The sequence below is a fragment of the Lelliottia wanjuensis genome, assembly GCF_030238365.1.
Lineage (GTDB): Bacteria > Pseudomonadota > Gammaproteobacteria > Enterobacterales > Enterobacteriaceae > Enterobacter > Enterobacter wanjuensis.
Genome location: NZ_JASSOT010000068.1, coordinates 132,608 through 153,650, shown reverse-complemented (window position 1 = coordinate 153,650; position 21,043 = coordinate 132,608). Strand labels below are relative to the sequence as shown.

Here is a 21,043-nt window from a genome sequence, read left to right as displayed (position 1 = left end):
TCCATGTCACTTTGAGTGCCCACACAGATTGTCTGATAAATTGTTAAAGAGCAGTGCAACGCGGCTTTCGCTCACCGTTGCGAGGTGGCGTATATTACGCTTTCCTCTTTCAGAGTCAACCCTGAATCTCAGGATTTTTTCTCTTCAACCGACCCGGTGGTTAGTGTGAAGTGATTCACATCTGCCGTGTCGATGGAGGCGCATTATAGGGAGTTCTCGTCAGGCCGCAACCGCTAAATGACAGAAAAATGACTGACTGCTGCATTCCACAGCAAAACCCCGCCTTATACCCTTTTGCACACAGACTTATCCACAACACGACGAAAATTTGAAAATTAACGAGCGATGCGCAAACGTTTTCGTTAAAATGCACGCGCCATGCAAGGATGCCCCGTCAGGTGTGTTAGATGAGTTTTTCACAGGAAAATTCATCTAACGCTCTCTGTAATCGTGAAATCCAGGGGATTTACCATGCAACAACGTCGTCCAGTCCGCCGCGCTCTGCTCAGTGTTTCTGATAAAGCCGGTATCGTCGAATTCGCTCAGGCACTTTCTGCACGCGGTGTAGAGCTGCTGTCCACCGGAGGTACCGCTCGCCTGTTAGCAGATAAAGGTCTGCCGGTAACCGAAGTGTCCGATTACACCGGTTTCCCGGAAATGATGGATGGACGTGTAAAGACCCTGCATCCAAAAGTGCACGGCGGCATTCTGGGCCGTCGCGGTCAGGATGACGGCATCATGGAACAGCACAACATCGCGCCGATCGATATGGTGGTGGTTAACCTCTATCCGTTCGCGCAGACCGTGGCCCGCGAAAACTGCTCTCTGGAAGATGCGGTTGAGAACATCGACATCGGCGGCCCGACCATGGTGCGCTCCGCCGCGAAGAACCATAAAGATGTGGCTATCGTGGTCAAGAGCAGCGACTACGACACTATCATTAAAGAAATGGACGCCAACGACGGTTCGCTTCTGCTTGAAACCCGTTTCGACCTCGCGATTAAAGCCTTCGAACACACCGCCGCTTACGACAGCATGATCGCCAACTACTTCGGCAGCCTCGTCCCTGCCTATCACGGCGAGAGCAAAGAGCCTTCCGGCCGCTTCCCGCGCACCCTGAACCTGAACTTCATCAAGAAGCAGGATATGCGTTACGGCGAGAACAGCCATCAGAACGCCGCCTTCTATATAGAAGAAGAGATCAAAGAAGCTTCCGTTGCCACCGCCCAACAGGTTCAGGGCAAAGCGCTCTCCTATAACAACATCGCTGATACCGACGCGGCGCTGGAGTGCGTGAAAGAGTTCAGCGAGCCAGCCTGTGTGATCGTCAAACACGCGAACCCATGTGGCGTTGCGGTGAGCAGCTCTATTCTGGAAGCTTACAACCGCGCGTACAAAACCGACCCGACCTCCGCGTTCGGCGGCATCATTGCGTTCAACCGTGAACTGGATGCCGAAACGGCGCAGGCGATTATCTCCCGCCAGTTTGTCGAAGTGATTATTGCCCCTTCCGCCACAGAAGAAGCCCTGAAGATCACCGCCGCCAAGCAGAACGTCCGCGTGCTGGTATGCGGTCAGTGGGCTGAGCGCGTTTCGGGTCTCGATTTCAAACGTGTTAACGGTGGTCTGCTGGTTCAGGACCGTGATCTGGGGATGGTCACCGCAGGCGATCTGCGCGTGGTCAGCAAACGCCAGCCGACCGAGCAGGAACTGCGTGACGCGCTGTTCTGCTGGAAAGTGGCGAAATTCGTTAAATCCAACGCCATTGTCTATTCCAAAGAGAACATGACCATCGGCATAGGTGCGGGCCAGATGAGCCGCGTCTACTCCGCGAAAATCGCCGGGATCAAAGCAGGCGATGAAGGGCTGGAAGTGAAAGGTTCCGCGATGGCCTCTGACGCCTTCTTCCCGTTCCGCGACGGTATTGATGCCGCAGCGGCGGTTGGCGTCACCTGTGTAATTCAGCCGGGCGGTTCTATCCGCGATGACGAAGTGATTGCGGCAGCCGACGAACACGGCATCGCGATGATCTTCACCGACATGCGTCACTTCCGCCATTAATCCCGGAGCAAAGAATGAAAGTATTAGTGATTGGTAACGGCGGCCGCGAGCACGCCCTGGCATGGAAAGCGGCACAATCGCCGCTGGTTCAAACCGTCTTCGTGGCGCCGGGCAATGCCGGTACCGCACTGGAGCCCGCACTGCAGAACGTCGCGATCGGCGTGACCGATATCCCGGCGCTGCTGAGCTTTGCCCAGAATGAGAACATCGATCTGACCATTGTCGGCCCGGAAGCGCCGCTGGTGATTGGCGTGGTGGATGCGTTCCGCGCCGCCGGCCTGAAAATCTTCGGTCCAACGGAAGGTGCGGCGCAGCTCGAAGGCTCCAAAGCCTTCACCAAAGATTTTCTCGCGCGCCACAAAATCCCGACCGGCGAATATCAGAACTTCACCGAAGTAGAACCTGCCCTGGCGTATCTGCGTGAGAAAGGCGCGCCGATTGTGATCAAGGCTGACGGTCTGGCCGCCGGTAAAGGCGTGATCGTGGCAATGACTCTCGAAGAGGCCGAAGCCGCAGTTCAGGATATGCTGGCAGGTAATGCCTTTGGCGACGCGGGGCATCGCATCGTCATCGAAGAGTTCCTCGACGGCGAAGAGGCGAGCTTTATCGTGATGGTCGATGGCGAACATGTTCTGCCGATGGCCACCAGCCAGGATCATAAGCGTGTTGGCAACGGCGATACCGGTCCAAACACCGGCGGCATGGGCGCTTACTCCCCTGCGCCAGTGGTGACTGACGAAGTTCACCAGCGCACGATGGATCGCATCATCTGGCCTACCGTGAAAGGCATGGCGGCAGAAGGTAACACCTATACCGGCTTCCTGTATGCGGGGCTGATGATCGACAAGCAGGGCAACCCGAAAGTCATCGAGTTCAACTGCCGCTTCGGCGACCCGGAAACTCAGCCGATCATGCTGCGCATGAAATCCGACCTGGTCGAACTGTGTCTGGCCGCCTGCGAAGGCAAGCTGGACGAAAAAACCTCCGAGTGGGATGAGCGCGCGTCTCTGGGCGTGGTGATCGCCGCCGGTGGTTATCCGGGCAACTATAACAATGGCGATGAGATCCACGGTTTACCGCTGGAAGAAGTCGACGGCGGGAAGGTGTTCCATGCGGGAACGAAACTGGCTGACGACGATCGCGTATTAACTAACGGAGGCCGCGTCCTGTGCGCCACCGCACTGGGTCACACCGTTGCCGAGGCGCAGACACGCGCTTACGCACTGATGAAGGATATTCACTGGGACGGCAGCTTTAGCCGCAGTGATATCGGCTATCGTGCGATTGCCCGCGAGCAAGGCGAATAAAAAGATCGTTTATTTCCCCTCTTTGACAGGGAGAGGGGATCATTCGTAGGCCGGATAAGCGTCAGCGCCATCCGGCACCTCCCCACAAAATCAGAAATTCTTTTCCGTCGGCTGCCACGTGCAGAAATCTTCGTTCGCCACCAGCAGCAGCTGCGATCCTTCCGGCGCTTCAAGCCAGGCAATACTCACTTCCATCGATGAGTGACGCTGACGGCGTTCGATATGTTCTGTCGCCCAGGCTTCAAGATCCGGCTTCACGGTTTGCCCTTCGCAGGTGGTCACGGTGCCATCGGAATGCCAGCGTCCCTGGCGCAGCACCACGCGTCCCTGACGCAGCGCATCGCTGGTCTGGCGCACCTGAGTGGCGCGATACCGGTACAGAGCGATTTGATCGCTGGAGAGCTGCTGTTTTTGGCCGCTGATTTCGCGCTGCATAAAGCTCAGCTCGCCGTGGTCATCAAACCGCACGCGGACGTGTTCGGGGGTTTTACTGTAGATATTGAGTTCAATCAGCGACAGGGTGTCGCCTTGCCAGCGGTACTCGGCGGTAGAGGTGTTGCCGTTGTGCCACGGGCTGAATGCGGAGAGCAGGTGAACATCGTCACCGGAATCTTTACGCCAGACCCGCACCGCGCCCTGGTCGTCAGCGTATCCGCTGGCGGTAAAGGGCGGCAGAGAGGAGTCATGGCTACAGGCAGAGAGCAACAGCAGGCCTGCCAGCGCAAGCGGACGGCGCCAGAAAAACAAAAGGGGCGAAACCGCCCCCTTGTCAAAACTGTTCACTGCCACGCCGTCTTACTTAACAGCGTCTTTCAGTGCTTTACCAGAAACAAATGCCGGTACGTTTGCAGCGGCGATTTTGATTTCTTTACCGGTCTGCGGGTTGCGGCCAGTACGCTCAGCGCGGTGGTTCACTTTGAAGGTACCGAAACCAACCAGTTGTACAGCATCGCCTTCTTTCAGAGACTCAGTAATAGCAGCCAGGGTGGATTCCAGAGCAGCTTTAGCCTGCACTTTAGACAGATCAGCCTTGTCCGCAATTACATCAATCAGTTGAGTCTTGTTCATAAGTTATCCTTTCAATGTGTTTATCGCTTGCTAAGCATCGAGTGCGACGAAAATGCCAAAAAAGCACTCTCCTGCATACACGCACCGATAGCCACTTTTTTTCGCCCCCCAAATGTAGACCAGACGGGGGGCAGAAGGGAAGAGTCGAGGTGCGACAAAACAGGCGTTAAATCACGTTTTATTGTCTCATTGGTTAAAAATTATACCAATATTACTCTCACCCGCCTCGCGTAAGTCCGCGCGCAGCCCTTTTATCAGCTCAATATCGCGTTCTTCGCAGTCGGCTAAAAGTCGGAATATTTCCCACTGAATATCCCACTCCTGCTCAACGGCAGGGTTAGCACGCAGCTCTTCGTCGGTCATTTCGCGACCTTCCTGGGTCATTTCCAGCATCGCCACGGTAGTAATCGAAGCCTTGCTGACTTCGATGGCATGCTCCAGGGTTTCACCGCTCAGACGGGAGTGAAGCAGTTCGCTCAGCGCCACGCAGGCGTCAATGGCCGGGTAGACACCGTACAGATCGTAGTCGTCCGCAGAAGGGATCGCCTCTTCCAGCTTTTCGAGCTGAGAATCGAAATTCACCTTGGCGTCTTTGACCGTCAGCGTTTCCCAAATCAGGTCGAGAATACGGCGATAAATCTGGCCTTCACCAAATCCAGTCTGCTTGCAGAAGGTGGCATAGTTGGGATACATGCGCTCGCACAGACAGGCCATAAAGGTGACGTGCTGCCAGCTTTCCAGCTTCTCAAGGCGCAGATGAATCGGGTTTTGTAACATGATGATGTCTCGAATCGGAAATTAGCCGCAGTTTACCTGAATCAACGCTGAATTTCCTGCCAACGAACAAATGCCGGACGCGCCGATGCGACTGCATCAGCCCAGCGCGTCGGCTCCGGTAAACGGTAGCCTTTCATACAGCGCTGCACCCATGCCAGCGCGCTGTCGGTGCTCACGCGATGCCCCGTCGCGATAAACAGCGGATTACACCGTGCTTTGCTGCGCCAGACCCACGCCAGCTGTTCGCCTTTATCCATCAGCGGTGCCAGGGCGCCGGGCTCGGCGGAGAGCGGCTCAAATTTGCCACATAGGCGTTTCTTCGCCACGCCAATCGTCGGCACATCCACCAGCAGGCCAAAATGGCTGGCGACGCCGAGGCGGCGCGGATGGGAAATCCCATGACCGTCGACGAACAGCAGATCGGGTTTTTGCGAGAGTTGCTCCCACGCTGCCAGCAGCGCGGGATATTCACGAAAGGAGAGAAAACCGGGAATGTAAGGCATGGTGGTGGCGATACGCGCCACTTTGTACTCCACCAGCTCCAGCCCGGGCCAGGTTAAGAGCACCATCGCGGCTCGCGTCACTTCCCCGCCCTGCTCAAACCCGACATCGGCTCCGGCGATCAACGCCGGAGGATTTTTGTCAAAACGATCCACGCGGGAAACCGACGAGGCCAGTTCGATTTGCTGAGCGCGTAACGACGCGAGATCCATACTCACTCCTACTGGTGATACGGCGCAGAAAGCCGGTGTACTGCCTCCACAAACGCGCCCGCATGTTCTGGCGGAACGTCCTGGTGGATGCCGTGACCGAGGTTAAAGACATGGCCTTCGCCCTTGCCGAAACCGGCCAGGATCGTCGCCACTTCTTCTTCGATACGCGCAGGCTGTGCGTAGAGCATGGACGGGTCCATATTGCCCTGCAGCGCCACTTTGTCACCCACGCGACGACGCGCGTCGCCAATGTCGGTGGTCCAGTCGAGACCCAGCGCATCGCAGCCGGTCGCGGCCAGCGCTTCGAGCCACTGCCCGCCGCCTTTGGTAAACAGCGTCACCGGCACGCGACGGCCTTCGTTTTCACGCAGCAGGCCATCGACAATTTTATGCATGTAGTACAGGGAGAACTGCTGATAATCGCGCCCGGTCAGCACGCCGCCCCAGGTATCGAAAATCATCACCGACTGCGCGCCCGCTTTGATCTGAGCGTTCAGGTACAGGGTGACGCTCTTCGCCAGTTTGTCGAGCAGGGCATGCAGCGCCAGCGGCTCCGCATACATCATCTTTTTGATCACCGTGAAGGCTTTGCTGCTGCCGCCTTCCACCATGTAGGTCGCCAGCGTCCACGGGCTGCCGGAGAAGCCAATCAGCGGTACGTCGCCCTTCAGTTCGCGGCGGATGGTGCGCACCGCATTCATCACGTAGCCCAGCTCCTGTTCAGGATCGGGGATCGGCAGCTTATCGACGTCAGCTTTGCTCTTAATCGGCGAGGTAAAGCGCGGGCCTTCGCCGGTTTCGAAGTAGAGACCCAGCCCCATCGCGTCCGGGATGGTCAGGATGTCTGAAAAAAGGATCGCCGCATCGAGCGGGAAACGGCGCAGCGGCTGCAGCGTGACTTCGCAGGCCAGCTCGGCGTTTTTGCACAGGGACATGAAATCGCCCGCTTCGGCGCGCGTGGCTTTGTATTCCGGCAAATAGCGGCCCGCCTGGCGCATCATCCACACCGGGGTGATATCAACGGGTTGGCGCAGCAGCGCACGCAGATAACGATCGTTCTTCAGTTCGGTCATTTTTGCAGTTCCTTAAGCGTCATGCCGCCAGTGTAACATGTGATTCATTCATAGTCGGCCCGACACATTGCCACCGTATCTTCTATCAGTCGGCGCGCCACGGTTCCCGGCGGCGGGAGGAGCGGTAAATCGTCGTAGCGATACCAGTTGGCTTCCAGCAGCTCTTTTTGGTCGATCACAATCTCGCCGCTGTCATAATCCGCCATAAAAGCGGTCATGAGAGACATGGGGAACGGCCACGGCTGGGAGGTAACGTAACGCAGGTTTTTCACCTTGATGCTGCTCTCTTCCATCACTTCGCGGGCCACGGCCTGCTCAAGCGTCTCGCCCACTTCGACAAACCCGGCCAGCACCGTATGCACGCCGTTGCGATGGCGAGTATGTTGCGCCAGCAGAATGGAGTCATCACGACGAATGGCGACGATAATGCACGGGGCGATTTGCGGATAGTAGCGCTCGCGACAGTGGTTGCAGAGCATAGCCCACTCGGTTTTACTCCGGTGCATGGTGTGCCCGCAGTAGCCGCAATATTTGTGCGATCGGAAAAACTCGGCCAGCTGTACGCCGCGCCCGGCCAGCTGGAACAGACCGACATCGAGATCCAGCACCTGGCGAACCGATCCCATCTCGTGATGGCGATGCTGCTGGATTAACCACACGGGATCGCCCTGCCACTCGCCGATCTTCAGCGCCTGCTGCCCCGCAAGATCGAAATTTTCAGCCTCGCCGTAGGGCAATTCTCCGCCGGGCAACCATAATTTTTGTTCGTGGCTGACGATCCACCAGCCGCGATCTAATTTTTCAATTATACGATCCATATCTATTGCACTACCTTTGCTTCACAGGCATGTTGATAACAATATTCTTACATTTTCGGGTGGCCAGCTTTTTCATCTTAACCTTGTGGAGTCAAACATGCTAAACCAGCTACAAAGCCTGACAGAGCGCGTTGGAGGAAGTCATCACCTGGTCGATCGCTGGCTGCACGTGCGCAAACATTTGCTTGTTGCCTACTACAATCTGGTTGGCATTAAGCCTGGCAAAGAATCGTATATGCGGTTGAATGAAAAAGCGCTGGATGATTTTTGTCAAAGCCTGGTCGACTACCTGTCTGACGGTCATTTTAATCTATATGAACGTATTATTCGCGAAATGGAAGGGACGACGCCGTATTTAGCGGCGACCAAACTCTATCCGCTGCTGGAGGCCAATACCCAGCAGATCATGGACTATTACGACTCAACGCTCGAAAACGCCATCGACCAGGACAATTATCTGGAGTTCCAGCAGGCCCTTTCCGATCTCGGCGAGGCGATGGAAGTCCGCTTCACGCTGGAAGACAAGCTCATCGCCCTGGTGCTGGACAGCGATCTGAAGGCCAGCAACGAAGACAACATCGCGCGACCGGCTTGAGTTCTTAAGCGTTAACGAGTAATTTACAAATATCGCGTCTGCACTGCAGGCGTGTTTTCTTGTCGGAGTGCCCAGTACAGAAATGTACGGGCTGAGACCGTTAATTCGGGATCCGCGGAACCTGATCAGGTTAATACCTGCGAAGGGAACAAGAGTCAAAAAGCTGTTGTATCGCCCTTCCCTGGGTGATCACTTCTCTTAGTTCATCCGTCGTCTGACAAGCCACTCCTTACTTTTTTGGAATGAGCTATGTCTGCCACTAAACTGACCCGCCGCGAGCAGCGCGCACAAGCCCAACACTTCATCGACACCCTGGAAGGCACCGCTTTCCCGAATTCTCGGCGCATCTACATCACCGGTTCGCAGGACGATATCCGCGTGCCGATGCGTGAAATCCAGCTCAGCCCGACGCTCATCGGCGGCAGCAAAGATAATCCCCAGTTCGAAGACAACGAAGCGGTACCGGTTTATGACACCTCTGGTCCTTACGGCGATACGGATGTAGCCATCAACGTGCAGCAGGGTCTGGCAAAACTGCGCCAACCGTGGATTGAAGCACGCCAGGACAGCGAATCTCTGACCGACCGTAGCTCCGCGTACACCAAAGAACGCCTGGCCGACGATGGTCTGGACGAACTGCGCTTTACCGGCCTGCTCACACCGAAACGCGCCAAAGCGGGCAAATGCGTGACCCAGCTCCATTACGCACGCTCAGGTGTCGTCACGCCTGAGATGGAGTTCATCGCTATCCGTGAAAACATGGGCCGCGAGCGCATCCGCAGCGAAGTGCTGCGCCACCAGCATCCGGGCGAAGGGTTTGGCGCTCGCCTGCCGGAGAACATCACCCCGGAATTCGTGCGTGACGAAGTCGCCGCCGGACGGGCGATCATCCCCGCCAACATTAACCACCCGGAATCGGAGCCGATGATTATCGGCCGCAACTTCCTGGTGAAAGTGAACGCCAATATCGGCAACTCCGCGGTCACCTCTTCCATCGAAGAAGAGGTCGAAAAACTGGTGTGGTCGACCCGCTGGGGTGCGGACACGGTGATGGACCTCTCCACCGGGCGCTACATCCACGAAACCCGCGAGTGGATCCTGCGTAACAGCCCGGTGCCGATCGGCACCGTTCCGATCTACCAGGCGCTGGAGAAGGTGAACGGGATCGCCGAAGATCTCACCTGGGAAGCCTTCCGCGATACCCTGCTGGAGCAGGCGGAACAGGGGGTGGACTACTTCACCATTCACGCCGGGGTGCTGCTGCGCTACGTGCCGATGACCGCCAAACGTCTGACCGGGATTGTGTCGCGCGGCGGCTCGATTATGGCGAAATGGTGCCTGTCGCATCATCAGGAGAACTTCCTCTACGAACACTTCCGCGAGATTTGCGAAATCTGCGCCGCCTACGACGTCTCCCTGTCACTGGGCGACGGCCTGCGTCCCGGCTCTATTCGCGACGCCAACGACGAAGCACAGTTTGCCGAGCTGCACACCCTCGGCGAATTGACCAAAATCGCCTGGGAATATGACGTGCAGGTGATGATCGAAGGCCCGGGCCACGTGCCGATGCAGATGATCCGCCGCAACATGACCGAGGAGCTGGAGCACTGCCACGAGGCGCCGTTCTACACCCTGGGGCCGCTGACCACCGATATTGCACCGGGCTATGACCATTTCACCTCCGGCATCGGCGCGGCGATGATCGGCTGGTTTGGCTGCGCCATGCTCTGCTACGTCACCCCGAAAGAGCACCTCGGCCTGCCGAACAAAGAGGACGTGAAGCAGGGGCTGATCACCTACAAAATCGCCGCCCACGCCGCCGATTTAGCCAAAGGCCACCCTGGGGCGCAGATCCGCGACAACGCCATGTCCAAAGCGCGCTTCGAGTTCCGCTGGGAAGACCAGTTCAACCTGGCCCTCGACCCGTTCACCGCCCGCGCCTATCACGATGAAACCCTGCCGCAGGAGTCCGGCAAAGTGGCGCACTTCTGCTCCATGTGCGGACCGAAATTCTGCTCGATGAAAATCAGCCAGGAAGTGCGTGACTATGCCGCGAAGCAGGTGATTGAAGTCGGCATGGCCGATATGTCGGAAAACTTCCGCGCCAAAGGCGGCGAAATCTACCTCAAAAAAGAGGAGGCGTAATGGTTCAGCCCAATTTTCCAACCGTGCCCCGGCGTTTAGGGCTTTATCCGGTGGTCGACAGCGTGGAGTGGATTGAGCGCCTGCTTGAGACTGGCGTGAAAACGATTCAACTACGCATTAAAGACCAGCGTGATGACGAGGTCGAAAGTGATGTGTCTGCCGCCATCGCACTGGGGCGTCGGTATGACGCCCGGGTGTTCATCAACGACTACTGGCAGCTGGCGATTAAGCATCAGGCCTACGGCGTGCATCTGGGACAGGAGGATCTCGAAACCGCCGATCTGAACGCGATCCGGAAGGCCGGTTTGCGCCTCGGCGTGTCGACTCACGACGATATGGAGATCGATGTGGCGCTCGCCGCACGGCCGTCCTATATCGCCCTCGGCCACGTCTTCCCGACGCAAACCAAACAGATGCCCTCGGCCCCGCAGGGGCTGGCGCAGCTGGCACGTCACATCGAACGTCTGGCCGATTATCCGACCGTGGCCATCGGCGGCATCAGCCTTGATCGCGCCCCGGCGGTGCTGGAGACCGGCGTCGGGAGTATCGCGGTAGTCAGCGCCATTACTCAGGCGGTGGACTGGCAGGCGGCGACTGCACAGCTCTTGCAACTGGCGGGAGCGGGCGATGAATGACAGCGACTTCATGCGCTACAGCCGCCAGATCCTGCTGGAGGATATCGCCGTCGACGGTCAACAAAAGCTGCTCGACAGCCGGGTATTGATTGTCGGGCTGGGCGGGCTCGGCGCGCCTGCTGCGCTGTATCTGGCCGGAGCGGGCATCGGAACGCTGGTGTTAGCCGACGATGACGACATCCACATCAGCAATCTGCAGCGGCAGATCCTGTTCACCACCGAGGATGTGAACGCGTCAAAAGCGCAGATCACCACTCAACGGCTGAACGCCCTCAACCCTGAAATTGCGCTCATCGCCGTGCAACAGCGACTGGACGGGGAAACCCTGCGTCAGGAAGTTGCCCGCGCGGACGTGGTGCTGGATTGCACCGACAATATGGCGACACGCCAGGCGATCAACGCCGCCTGCGTGGCGCTCAATACCCCGCTCATCACCGCCAGCGCCGTTGGATTCGGCGGGCAAATGATGGTCCTGACGCCGCCGTGGACGCAGGGCTGCTACCGCTGCCTGTGGCCCGATGACGCAGAGCCGCAGCGCAACTGCCGCACGGCCGGCATCCTCGGGCCGGTGGTCGGGGTGATGGGGACTCTGCAGGCGCTGGAAGCCATCAAGCTGCTCAGCGGAATGGAGACGCCGCGCAATACGCTGCGCATGTTCGATGGCCGCTCGGGTAACTGGCGACATCTGGCGCTCCAGCGTGCCAGCGGGTGCAGCGTCTGCGGAGGGCATCATGCGGATTCTGTTTAACGATGAACCGATGCAGTGCGCCGAGGGGCTGACCATCGCCACGCTTCTCGACCAGCTACGCCAGTTGAAACCCGGCGTGGCGCTGGCCCTTAACCAACAGATCCTGCCGCGCGAGCGGTGGGAACGTCAGCAGGTGCGCGATGGCGATCAGATCCTGCTTTTTCAGGTCATCGCGGGAGGCTGACATGTTACGTATTGCCGATAAAACCTTTGATTCACATCTCTTCACCGGCACCGGAAAATTCGCGTCGCCACAGCTGATGGTGGATGCCATTCGCGAAAGCGGCAGCCAGTTGGTGACGCTGGCGATGAAGCGCGTGGACCTGCGCAACCACAGCGATGCGATTCTGGCCCCGCTGCTGGCGGCAGGCGTGACGCTGCTGCCCAACACCTCCGGGGCGAAAACGGCAGAAGAGGCGGTGTTTGCCGCCCAGCTGGCACGCGAAGCGCTGGGCACCCGCTGGCTGAAACTGGAAATTCACCCGGACGCGCGCTGGCTGCTGCCCGATCCTATCGAAACCCTGAAGGCCGCCGAAATTCTGGTTAAACAGGGGTTCACCGTTCTGCCCTACTGCGGCGCGGACCCCGTGCTCTGCAAGCGCCTTGAGGACGTCGGCTGCGCGGCGGTCATGCCCCTCGGCGCGCCCATTGGCTCCAATCAGGGGCTGGAGACTCGCGCGATGCTGGAGATCATCATCGAACAGGCCACCGTTCCCGTGGTCGTCGATGCGGGCATCGGCGTGCCGAGCCACGCGGCACAGGCGCTGGAGATGGGTGCCGACGCCGTACTGGTCAATACAGCCATTGCGGTGGCTGACGATCCGGTGATGATGGCGCGCGCGTTCCGTCTGGCCGTCGAGGCGGGCGTGCTGGCGCGTCACTCCGGGCCAGGCTCGCGCCATTTTCAGGCGCAGGCCACCAGCCCGCTGACCGGCTTTCTGGAGGCGTACTCATGAGCACCTTCGCTGACCGCTGGCGGGAGCTGAACTGGGACGACATCCGTCTGCGGATCAACAGCAAAACGGCGGCTGACGTCGAGCGCGCCCTGAACGCGCGGCATCTGACCCGCGAGGACATGATGGCTCTGCTCTCCCCTGCCGCCAGCGCCTGTCTGGAGCCGATGGCGCAGCGCGCACAGCGGCTCACGCGCCAGCGTTTTGGCAACACGGTGAGTTTTTACGTGCCGCTCTATCTCTCCAACCTGTGCGCCAATGATTGCACCTACTGCGGTTTTTCCATGAGCAATCGCATCAAGCGCAAAACCCTCGACGCGGAAGAGATCGCCCGCGAATGCGCCGCCATCCGCGAGATGGGTTTTGAGCACCTCCTGCTGGTCACCGGTGAGCACCAGGGAAAAGTGGGGATGGATTATTTCCGTGAGCATCTTCCCGCCATTCGTCGTCGGTTTTCATCGTTGCAGATGGAAGTGCAGCCGTTATCCGAAAACGAATATGCAGAGCTGAAAACCCTCGGGCTGGACGGCGTGATGGTCTATCAGGAGACTTATCACGAAGCCATGTACGCCCAGCATCACCTGAAGGGGAAAAAGCAGGATTTCTTTTTCCGCCTTGAAACCCCAGACCGGCTGGGGCGTGCGGGGATCGATAAAATCGGTCTCGGCGCGCTGATCGGGCTGTCCGACAGCTGGCGTGTGGACTGTTTTATGGTGGCGGAGCATCTGCTGTGGCTCCAGCAACACTACTGGCAGAGCCGCTACTCGATCTCTTTCCCGCGACTTAGGCCCTGCGCGGGCGGTATCGAACCGGCGTCGATCATGGACGAACGCCAGCTGGTACAGGTCATCTGCGCATTTCGCCTGCTGGCGCCGGAAGTGGAGCTGTCATTGTCGACCCGGGAGTCCCCGGAGTTTCGCGATCGGGTGATTCCGTTAGCCATCAACAACGTCAGCGCCTTTTCCAAAACTCAGCCTGGCGGGTATGCGGACAATCATCCCGAGCTGGAGCAGTTTGCTCCGCACGATGGCCGTCGACCTGAAGAGGTGGCCCAGGCGCTCAGCACGCAGGGATTACAACCGGTGTGGAAAGACTGGGACAGCTGGCTGGGACGCGCCTCGCAGTTACGCTGAAACGGCCTGCAACGGCGCGAAAAGCTCTCGAGGCGGCTCGGAGCGTTATCATCGGGCGATTGCTGACTTTCGCCCGTTTTTTTAACCTGTCAGGGTCAGCAGCGGATGCTGACCAGGGCGAAAAGCTTCTTCCTCGTTTCGCCCTGCCTTCACAAACCAGGAAGTTTCGCGCCAGTTATTAAGATAAATCATTCGGCCTGCTACGCTGAGACGTATAATAAACCAGCACCCATTTGGACTATTACCTCTTCTGGACTCCTGACGACTCATGCCTGTTCATAGCAGAAAGCTCTCTTTCACAACGCCAATCCTGGTGAGTTTTGCAGGGATCCTGATCGGTTTCGTTCTGATCGCCGTGTTTATCACCCTGACGCAGAGAAAGGATTTTGTAGAGGATTATCATAAGATTAACAGTAATTTCACCCACAACCTGGCGGTGAACTATACGGAATCTATCCTGCGTGAAAACGACCATATTCTCGGGCGGGCTGTCACCTTCTTCTCCCGCAACGACCAGCTCGGCAACATGGTGAATGTCGATCGCGAGAAAGGATTGCAGGTCCTGATGCAGTTACAGAACCTGATGCCGAACGTGTCGGCGATTTCCCTGGCTGACTCGCAGGGAAAATACCTGCGCGCCCCCGAAGTCTTAGCCAGTGACAGTAGCAAACTGTTTGATCCCCGCATCCGCCCGTGGTTCGTCGGGCAGGCTCAGGCCAGCACCTTAAGTCGCTATACCAGCCCCTATACGGATTACTTTACCCATCATCCCACCATCACAATTTACCGGCCCGTGATAACGCCGGAAGGCAGACTGAAAGGCACCCTCGCATTTCATCTGGATCTGACCGCCATGGGCTATACCCTGCGCCAGATGGTCTCTCCGGTACAGGGTGAATTCTTCGTCGTGGAGCGTGATGGAAAAGTGGTGCTTCATCCCGATACCAGCGCCCTGTTTAAACCCTATGTCAGTGAAGAGCTGATGGCTAAGATGACCAGCGGGGAAGGACATACCTACGATCGTAAAACGGGTTACTGGTATTACTATTACGCCTTTACGAATCCGGACTGGCTGGTCATTTATCGCGTGTCAAATACCACACTAACCGACATCACACGCCACGAGACCAACATTGTCAGCTGGGGATTTGCGCTGGCCGCCATCGTGATTATCCTGTTTGGCCTCTATCTGCGCCACGCATCGCGTACGGTGCTGATGAACATCATCAACGCCATTAAAACCGGCGAGGTAAATCAGGCACCGCGGCTGGAGGCAATGCTCAGTAAAGCCATTCTGAAGAACAAAGAGCGCGAGCGAGATTATGTGCGCCAGGCGACCGTGGATGCCCTCACCGGCTGTAAGAATCGCCGCGCCTTCGACAGCGATATCGCGGCGCTGATGAAAGAGCATCAGCCCTTTGCGCTGGCCCTGGTGGATATCGATAATTTCAAATCTATTAACGACACCTGGGGTCATCTGAGCGGCGACATTGTGCTGCGCAACGTCGCCCGGGAAGGCATCCAGGTGATGCAGCCTCAGCATATTTCCGTCTATCGTTACGGCGGTGAGGAGTTTGCCGTTGTCTTCCCGGCAGAGCATCTCGAAACCGCCTTTGGCCTGCTGGAAGAGTGGCGACTTCAGGTAGCGGAACGTACCTGGCGGGAAGAGGCGTTGCACGTCACCTTCAGCGCCGGGCTGGGCGAGTGGCACTTCGAGCCGCTGGAGCAGTTAATTGGCAGCGTGGATGAGGCGCTCTACAAAGCCAAACAGCAGGGCAAAAACCGTATTCTTCTGACATCTACTCACTCATAACGCCGCTTTCCAGAAGCCCGCTTTTGGCGGGCGCATCCCTTCGTCGGTAAAAATTGTAACCGGTTTCAGAAAAAGCAGATTTCTTTGTGATGCCTCACACACAATCGTGGTAAAGCGGTTGTTGAAGCGGCCTGCACGGGATAATTATCAAGAAACACATGTACATCGAGGCTGACTATGAAGAACATCGTTTTATGCTGTGCGGCGGGTATGTCTACCAGCATGCTGGTTCAACGCATGAAAGACGCCGCAGATAAAAAAGGCGTTGAAGTGACCATCAAAGCCGTTCCGGTTGCTGAATTTAAAGACAATATTGCTACCGCCGACATCGTATTACTGGGGCCACAGGTTAAATACGAACTGGCAAAACTTCAGGCTCAGGCCGAACCGCTGGGCAAAAAAGTCGCGGTGATCGACATGATGGATTACGGCATGATGAAAGGCGATGTCGTTCTTGAAAAAGCCCTCAAACTGCTGGAGTAAGACATGGAAGATTTAGAAACGACCATCATGGAGTTGCTGGTAAACGCGGGCGCGGCGCGCAGCGCTGCTTTAACCGCTCTGCAACTGGCACGTAAAGGGGATTTCGCGGGCGCCGAACAGGCGATGGAAGAGTCGCGTGAATACGTGAAGCATGCGCACACCATTCAGACGCAGCTGATTGGCCTTGATGAAGGCACAGGCAAACTCCCGGTGAATCTGATTACCGTCCACTCCCAGGACCACCTGATGAACGCGATGGTGATTCAGGATCTGGCGGGCGATATGATCGAACTTTATCGTCGCTTACCGCTGCTGAACTGAATAAATACAGACGTAAAAAAACCCGCCGAGGCGGGTTTTTTGTTGTCGGGTGGCGCTACGCTTACCCGACCTACGCTCCGTTACCCGGCAATTTTCACCGCCGGGCATCAACGATTAATCGTTGTCAGAGCCGCCCAGACCTGCGTTCAGCAGTTCTGCCAGGCTTGCAGAAGCATCTTCCGCAGTGACCTGAGGTGCCGCTGGCAGTTCGCCCGCAGCACGACGACGCATACGATCCTGGTGGTAAGCATAACCGGTACCAGCCGGGATCAGACGACCCACGATGACGTTCTCTTTCAGACCGCGCAGTTCATCACGTTTACCTGCAACAGCTGCTTCGGTCAGGACACGCGTGGTCTCCTGGAAGGATGCTGCAGAGATGAAGGACTCGGTTGCCAGAGACGCTTTGGTGATACCCAGCAGGTCGCGGGAGTACAGCGCCGCCACTTTGCCGTTCGCTTCCAGATCGCGGTTCGCAATCTTGACGCGGGAGTATTCCACCTGCTCGCCTTCCAGGAAGTCCGAGCTGCCAGCGCTATCGATGGTTGCTTTACGCAGCATCTGACGAACGATAACTTCGATGTGTTTATCGTTAATCTTAACGCCTTGCAGACGGTAAACGTCCTGTACTTCGTTGGTGATGTAACGCGTAACCGCGTGAACACCACGAAGACGCAGAATGTCGTGCGGCGCTTCTGGACCATCGGAAACCACGTCACCACGTTCTACACGTTCGCCTTCGAACACGTTGAGCTGACGCCACTTAGGAATCATCTCTTCGTATGGCTCGCTACCGTCTAACGGAGTGATAACCAGACGACGTTTCCCTTTGGTTTCTTTACCGAAGGAAATGATGCCGCTGATTTCCGCAAGGATAGCTGGCTCTTTCGGACGACGTGCTTCGAACAGGTCAGCAACGCGTGGCAGACCACCGGTGATGTCCTTGGTACCGCTGGATTCCTGAGGAATACGCGCCAGGGCGTCACCCGCACTGATCTGAATACCATCTTCCAGCTGTACAATCGCTTTACCTGGCAGGAAGTACTGAGCAGGCATATCGGTACCTGGGATCAGAACGTCGTTACCGTTGGCATCAACGATTTTCAGTGCCGGACGCAGATCTTTACCACCCGCGGTACGTTCTGCAGAATCCAGAACCACCAGAGAGGAGAGACCGGTCAGCTCGTCGGTCTGACGAGTAATCGTCTGGCCATCGATCATATCGGTGAAGCGAATGAAACCTGCCACTTCGGTGATAACCGGCATGGTGTGTGGATCCCAGTTTGCTACGGTCTCGCCGCCAGCAACCTGCTCGCCATCGCCTTTCGCCATCACAGCACCGTAAGGGACTTTATAGCTTTCTTTGGTACGACCGAATTCGTCGATCAGCTTCAGCTCGGTGTTACGCGAGGTCACAACCAGCTTGCCAGCGGAGTTAATAACCGACTTGGCGTTAGACAGCTTGATGCTACCCTTGTTTTTCACCTGAATGCTGGATTCAGCAGCCGCACGAGATGCCGCACCACCGATGTGGAACGTACGCATCGTCAGCTGTGTACCCGGCTCACCGATGGACTGTGCCGCGATAACGCCGATTGCTTCACCTTTGTTGATGATGTGGCCACGCGCCAGGTCACGACCATAGCAGTGGGCACACACACCAAAGTCGGTGTCACAAGATACGACGGAGCGCACTTTCACGGAGTCAACAGAGTTCTCTTCCAGCAGGTCACACCACTGTTCGTGCAGCAGAGTGTTGCGTGGAACCAGAATGTCTGCGGTACCTGGCTTCAGAATGTCTTCAGCAGTCACACGACCCAGAACGCGATCGCGCAGTGGCTCTTTAACATCACCACCCTCGATAACCGGGGTCATGGTGATACCTTCGAGGGTGCCACAATCGTCTTCGGTCACCACCAGATCCTGCGCAACGTCAACCAGACGACGCGTCAGATAACCGGAGTTAGCTGTTTTCAGTGCGGTATCCGCCAGACCTTTACGAGCACCGTGCGTGGAGATGAAGTACTGGAGTACGTTCAGACCTTCACGGAAGTTCGCGGTGATTGGCGTCTCAATGATGGAACCATCTGGTTTCGCCATCAGACCACGCATACCTGCCAACTGACGAATCTGTGCTGCGGAACCACGCGCACCGGAGTCGGCCATCATGTAGATGCTGTTGAAGGAAACCTGCTGCTCTTCTTTACCTTCACGGTTAATGACGGTTTCAGTTTGCAGGTTGTCCATCATCGCTTTGGAAACGCGATCGTTCGCCGCAGCCCAGATATCGATAACTTTGTTGTAGCGTTCGCCCGCGGTAACCAGACCAGACTGGAACTGCTCCTGGATTTCGGCAACTTCGGCTTCTGCTTCGCTGATGATCTCGTATTTCTTCTGTGGGATCACCATGTCATCGATACCAACAGATGCACCTGAACGCGCTGCATATGCAAAGCCGGTGTACATCGTCTGGTCAGCGAAGATAACGGTCGGTTTCAGACCCAAAATGCGGTAACAGGTGTTCAGCATTTTGGAGATCGCTTTCTTGCCCAGCGCCTGGTTGACGATGGAGAAAGGCAGACCTTTCGGCACGATCATCCACAGAATCGCACGACCTACGGTGGTGTCGATAATGCTGGTTTTCGCAACGAATTCGCCATTAGCATCTTTTTCGTATTCAGTGATACGCACTTTAACGCGCGCATGCAGAGAGGCCAGGCCAGCGCGGTAAATACGCTCAGCTTCTTTAGGGCCAGTCAGCACCATGCCTTCGCCTTTGGCGTTAACACAGTCACGGGTCATGTAGTACAGACCCAATACAACGTCCTGAGAAGGAACGATGATTGGCTCGCCGTTCGCAGGTGACAGGATGTTGTTGGTAGACATCATCAGCGCACGCGCTTCGAGCTGGGCTTCCAGCGTCAGCGGTACGTGAACAGCCATCTGGTCACCATCGAAGTCGGCGTTATATGCCGCACAAACCAGCGGGTGCAGCTGAATTGCTTTACCTTCGATCAGAACAGGTTCAAACGCCTGGATACCCAAACGGTGCAGAGTTGGTGCACGGTTCAGCAGTACCGGGTGTTCGCGGATCACTTCGTCCAGGATATCCCAAACGACAGCTTCTTCGCGCTCAACCATTTTCTTAGCGGCTTTGATGGTGGTGGCGAGGCCACGCAGTTCCAGCTTGCCGTAGATGAACGGTTTGAACAGTTCTAGTGCCATTTTCTTCGGCAGACCGCACTGATGCAGACGCAGGTATGGACCTACGGTGATTACAGAACGACCGGAGTAGTCAACACGCTTACCGAGCAGGTTCTGACGGAAACGACCCTGTTTACCTTTGATCATATCGGCCAAAGATTTCAGAGGACGTTTATTAGAACCGGTGATCGCACGACCGCGACGACCGTTATCCAGCAGGGCGTCGACCGCTTCCTGCAGCATACGTTTTTCGTTACGTACGATGATGTCAGGCGCAGCCAGATCCAACAGTCGTTTCAGACGGTTGTTACGGTTGATCACGCGACGATACAGATCGTTCAGGTCGGACGTTGCGAAACGACCACCATCCAGCGGAACCAGCGGACGCAGATCTGGCGGCAGAACCGGCAGAACGGTCAGGATCATCCACTCTGGTTTGTTACCAGACTGAACGAACGCTTCCAGCAGTTTGATACGCTTGGTCAGCTTCTTACGCTTGGTTTCGGAGTTGGTTTCGTTCAGCTCTTCACGCAGCTGCTCGCACTCTTGCTCCAGATCCATGCTTTTCAGCAGGGCCTGGATAGCTTCCGCACCCATTTTTGCGTCGAATTCGTCACCGAACTCTTCCAGCGCGTCCAGATACTGTTCTTCGGTCAGAATCTGGTTACGTTCCAGATTCGTCATCCCGCCTTCGATAACCACATAAGATTCGAAGTACAGAACACGTTCGATATCGCGCAGCGGCATATCCAGCAGCAGGCCGATACGGGACGGCAGAGATTTCAGGAACCAGATGTGAGCAGTCGGAGACGCCAGCTCGATGTGGCCCATGCGCTCACGGCGCACTTTGGTCTGGGTCACTTCAACGCCGCACTTCTCACAGATCACACCACGGTGTTTCAGGCGCTTGTACTTACCGCACAGGCACTCGTAATCTTTTACTGGCCCGAAAATACGCGCACAGAAAAGGCCGTCACGCTCAGGTTTGAACGTACGGTAGTTGATGGTTTCCGGCTTCTTAACTTCACCGAAAGACCATGAACGGATCATGTCTGGCGAGGCCAGAGCAATTTTGATCGCATCAAACTCTTCGGTTTTAGTTTGCGCTTTCAGAAACTTTAATAAGTCTTTCACGGATTTGCTCCCGTCGGAGTTAGCACAATCTGGTGCCGGGTTATTAATCCGGCACCAGTGAC

At 56.7% G+C, this 21,043-nt stretch carries 19 protein-coding genes and 1 riboswitch; of the genes, 12 read left to right on the top strand and 7 right to left on the bottom strand.

The features are described 5' to 3' along the window. Positions 1-471 precede the first annotated feature (471 nt). Together purH and purD are read left to right on the top strand one after the other, a co-directional pair. Positions 472-2,061, top strand: a complete 1,590-nt coding sequence (gene purH / locus QQF33_RS21245) for a bifunctional phosphoribosylaminoimidazolecarboxamide formyltransferase/IMP cyclohydrolase (protein WP_285150941.1) — start codon at positions 472-474, stop codon at positions 2,059-2,061. A 14-nt stretch (positions 2,062-2,075) separates the two neighbouring features. After that, the gene (gene purD / locus QQF33_RS21240) at positions 2,076-3,368 is read left to right on the top strand and encodes a phosphoribosylamine--glycine ligase (RefSeq protein ID WP_285145687.1); all 1,293 of its coding nucleotides are present in this window, start codon (positions 2,076-2,078) and stop codon (positions 3,366-3,368) included. A 90-nt stretch (positions 3,369-3,458) separates the two neighbouring features. Here purD and QQF33_RS21235 read toward each other — a convergent pair whose 3' ends face one another. The 6 genes from QQF33_RS21235 to nudC all read right to left on the bottom strand — a co-directional run bounded on the left by QQF33_RS21235 (position 3,459) and on the right by nudC (position 7,817). Continuing rightward, on the bottom strand, positions 3,459-4,151 hold the full coding sequence (locus QQF33_RS21235) for a DUF1481 domain-containing protein (RefSeq protein WP_285145688.1): 693 nt from the start codon (positions 4,149-4,151) through the stop codon (positions 3,459-3,461). 12 nt (positions 4,152-4,163) lie between these two features. Next, positions 4,164-4,436 carry a nucleoid-associated protein HU-alpha gene (hupA, locus tag QQF33_RS21230; protein WP_002445246.1) on the bottom strand — a complete coding sequence of 91 codons (273 nt, stop codon included), beginning with the start codon at positions 4,434-4,436 and terminating at the stop codon, positions 4,164-4,166. Positions 4,437-4,622: 186 nt separating this feature from the next. Further along, on the bottom strand, positions 4,623-5,213 hold the full coding sequence (locus QQF33_RS21225; protein ID WP_282493083.1) for a YjaG family protein: 591 nt from the start codon (positions 5,211-5,213) through the stop codon (positions 4,623-4,625). A 41-nt stretch (positions 5,214-5,254) separates the two neighbouring features. Beyond that, a complete protein-coding gene (gene nfi, locus QQF33_RS21220) occupies positions 5,255-5,926 on the bottom strand; it encodes a deoxyribonuclease V (protein WP_285145689.1) in 672 nt (223 codons plus the stop codon). Positions 5,927-5,934: 8 nt separating this feature from the next. Continuing rightward, entirely contained in the window at positions 5,935-6,999 is a 1,065-nt protein-coding gene (gene hemE, locus QQF33_RS21215; RefSeq protein WP_282493085.1) for a uroporphyrinogen decarboxylase, read from the bottom strand. A 44-nt stretch (positions 7,000-7,043) separates the two neighbouring features. Further along, the gene (gene nudC, locus QQF33_RS21210; RefSeq protein WP_202675141.1) at positions 7,044-7,817 is read right to left on the bottom strand and encodes an NAD(+) diphosphatase; all 774 of its coding nucleotides are present in this window, start codon (positions 7,815-7,817) and stop codon (positions 7,044-7,046) included. Between the two features lie 97 nt (positions 7,818-7,914). Between nudC and rsd the strand changes: the two genes are divergently transcribed. From rsd to QQF33_RS21160, 10 genes are all read left to right on the top strand, one after another. Continuing rightward, positions 7,915-8,412 carry a sigma D regulator gene (gene rsd, locus QQF33_RS21205; RefSeq protein ID WP_285150945.1) on the top strand — a complete coding sequence of 166 codons (498 nt, stop codon included), beginning with the start codon at positions 7,915-7,917 and terminating at the stop codon, positions 8,410-8,412. Positions 8,413-8,465: 53 nt separating this feature from the next. Beyond that, positions 8,466-8,577: riboswitch (TPP riboswitch) on the top strand. 84 nt (positions 8,578-8,661) lie between these two features. After that, on the top strand, positions 8,662-10,557 hold the full coding sequence (gene thiC, locus QQF33_RS21200; RefSeq protein ID WP_285150946.1) for a phosphomethylpyrimidine synthase ThiC: 1,896 nt from the start codon (positions 8,662-8,664) through the stop codon (positions 10,555-10,557). Further along, on the top strand, positions 10,557-11,192 hold the full coding sequence (thiE, locus tag QQF33_RS21195) for a thiamine phosphate synthase (RefSeq protein ID WP_285150947.1): 636 nt from the start codon (positions 10,557-10,559) through the stop codon (positions 11,190-11,192). The genes thiC and thiE overlap by 1 nt, the downstream gene beginning before the upstream one ends. Further along, positions 11,185-11,940, top strand: coding sequence for a thiazole biosynthesis adenylyltransferase ThiF (gene thiF / locus QQF33_RS21190; protein WP_285150948.1), 756 nt, complete (start codon positions 11,185-11,187; stop codon positions 11,938-11,940). The genes thiE and thiF overlap by 8 nt, the downstream gene beginning before the upstream one ends. Further along, positions 11,924-12,124: a sulfur carrier protein ThiS gene (thiS, locus tag QQF33_RS21185; protein ID WP_285145693.1), complete on the top strand. Its 201-nt coding sequence runs from the start codon at positions 11,924-11,926 to the stop codon at positions 12,122-12,124. The genes thiF and thiS overlap by 17 nt, the downstream gene beginning before the upstream one ends. A 1-nt stretch (position 12,125) precedes the next feature. Next, the gene (gene thiG / locus QQF33_RS21180) at positions 12,126-12,896 is read left to right on the top strand and encodes a thiazole synthase (RefSeq protein ID WP_285150950.1); all 771 of its coding nucleotides are present in this window, start codon (positions 12,126-12,128) and stop codon (positions 12,894-12,896) included. Further along, positions 12,893-14,026 carry a 2-iminoacetate synthase ThiH gene (thiH, locus tag QQF33_RS21175; RefSeq protein ID WP_285150951.1) on the top strand — a complete coding sequence of 378 codons (1,134 nt, stop codon included), beginning with the start codon at positions 12,893-12,895 and terminating at the stop codon, positions 14,024-14,026. The genes thiG and thiH overlap by 4 nt, the downstream gene beginning before the upstream one ends. A 268-nt stretch (positions 14,027-14,294) precedes the next feature. Continuing rightward, positions 14,295-15,839 (top strand): sensor domain-containing diguanylate cyclase, encoded by a 1,545-nt coding sequence (locus tag QQF33_RS21170; RefSeq protein WP_285150953.1) that lies wholly within the window; start codon positions 14,295-14,297, stop codon positions 15,837-15,839. A 177-nt stretch (positions 15,840-16,016) separates the two neighbouring features. Then, the gene (locus QQF33_RS21165) at positions 16,017-16,322 is read left to right on the top strand and encodes a PTS sugar transporter subunit IIB (protein ID WP_095280284.1); all 306 of its coding nucleotides are present in this window, start codon (positions 16,017-16,019) and stop codon (positions 16,320-16,322) included. A 3-nt stretch (positions 16,323-16,325) separates the two neighbouring features. Then, positions 16,326-16,643, top strand: coding sequence for a PTS lactose/cellobiose transporter subunit IIA (locus tag QQF33_RS21160; RefSeq protein ID WP_282493095.1), 318 nt, complete (start codon positions 16,326-16,328; stop codon positions 16,641-16,643). Positions 16,644-16,757: 114 nt separating this feature from the next. Here QQF33_RS21160 and rpoC read toward each other — a convergent pair whose 3' ends face one another. Beyond that, a complete protein-coding gene (gene rpoC / locus QQF33_RS21155; RefSeq protein ID WP_282493096.1) occupies positions 16,758-20,981 on the bottom strand; it encodes a DNA-directed RNA polymerase subunit beta' in 4,224 nt (1,407 codons plus the stop codon). Positions 20,982-21,043: the final 62 nt, after the last annotated feature.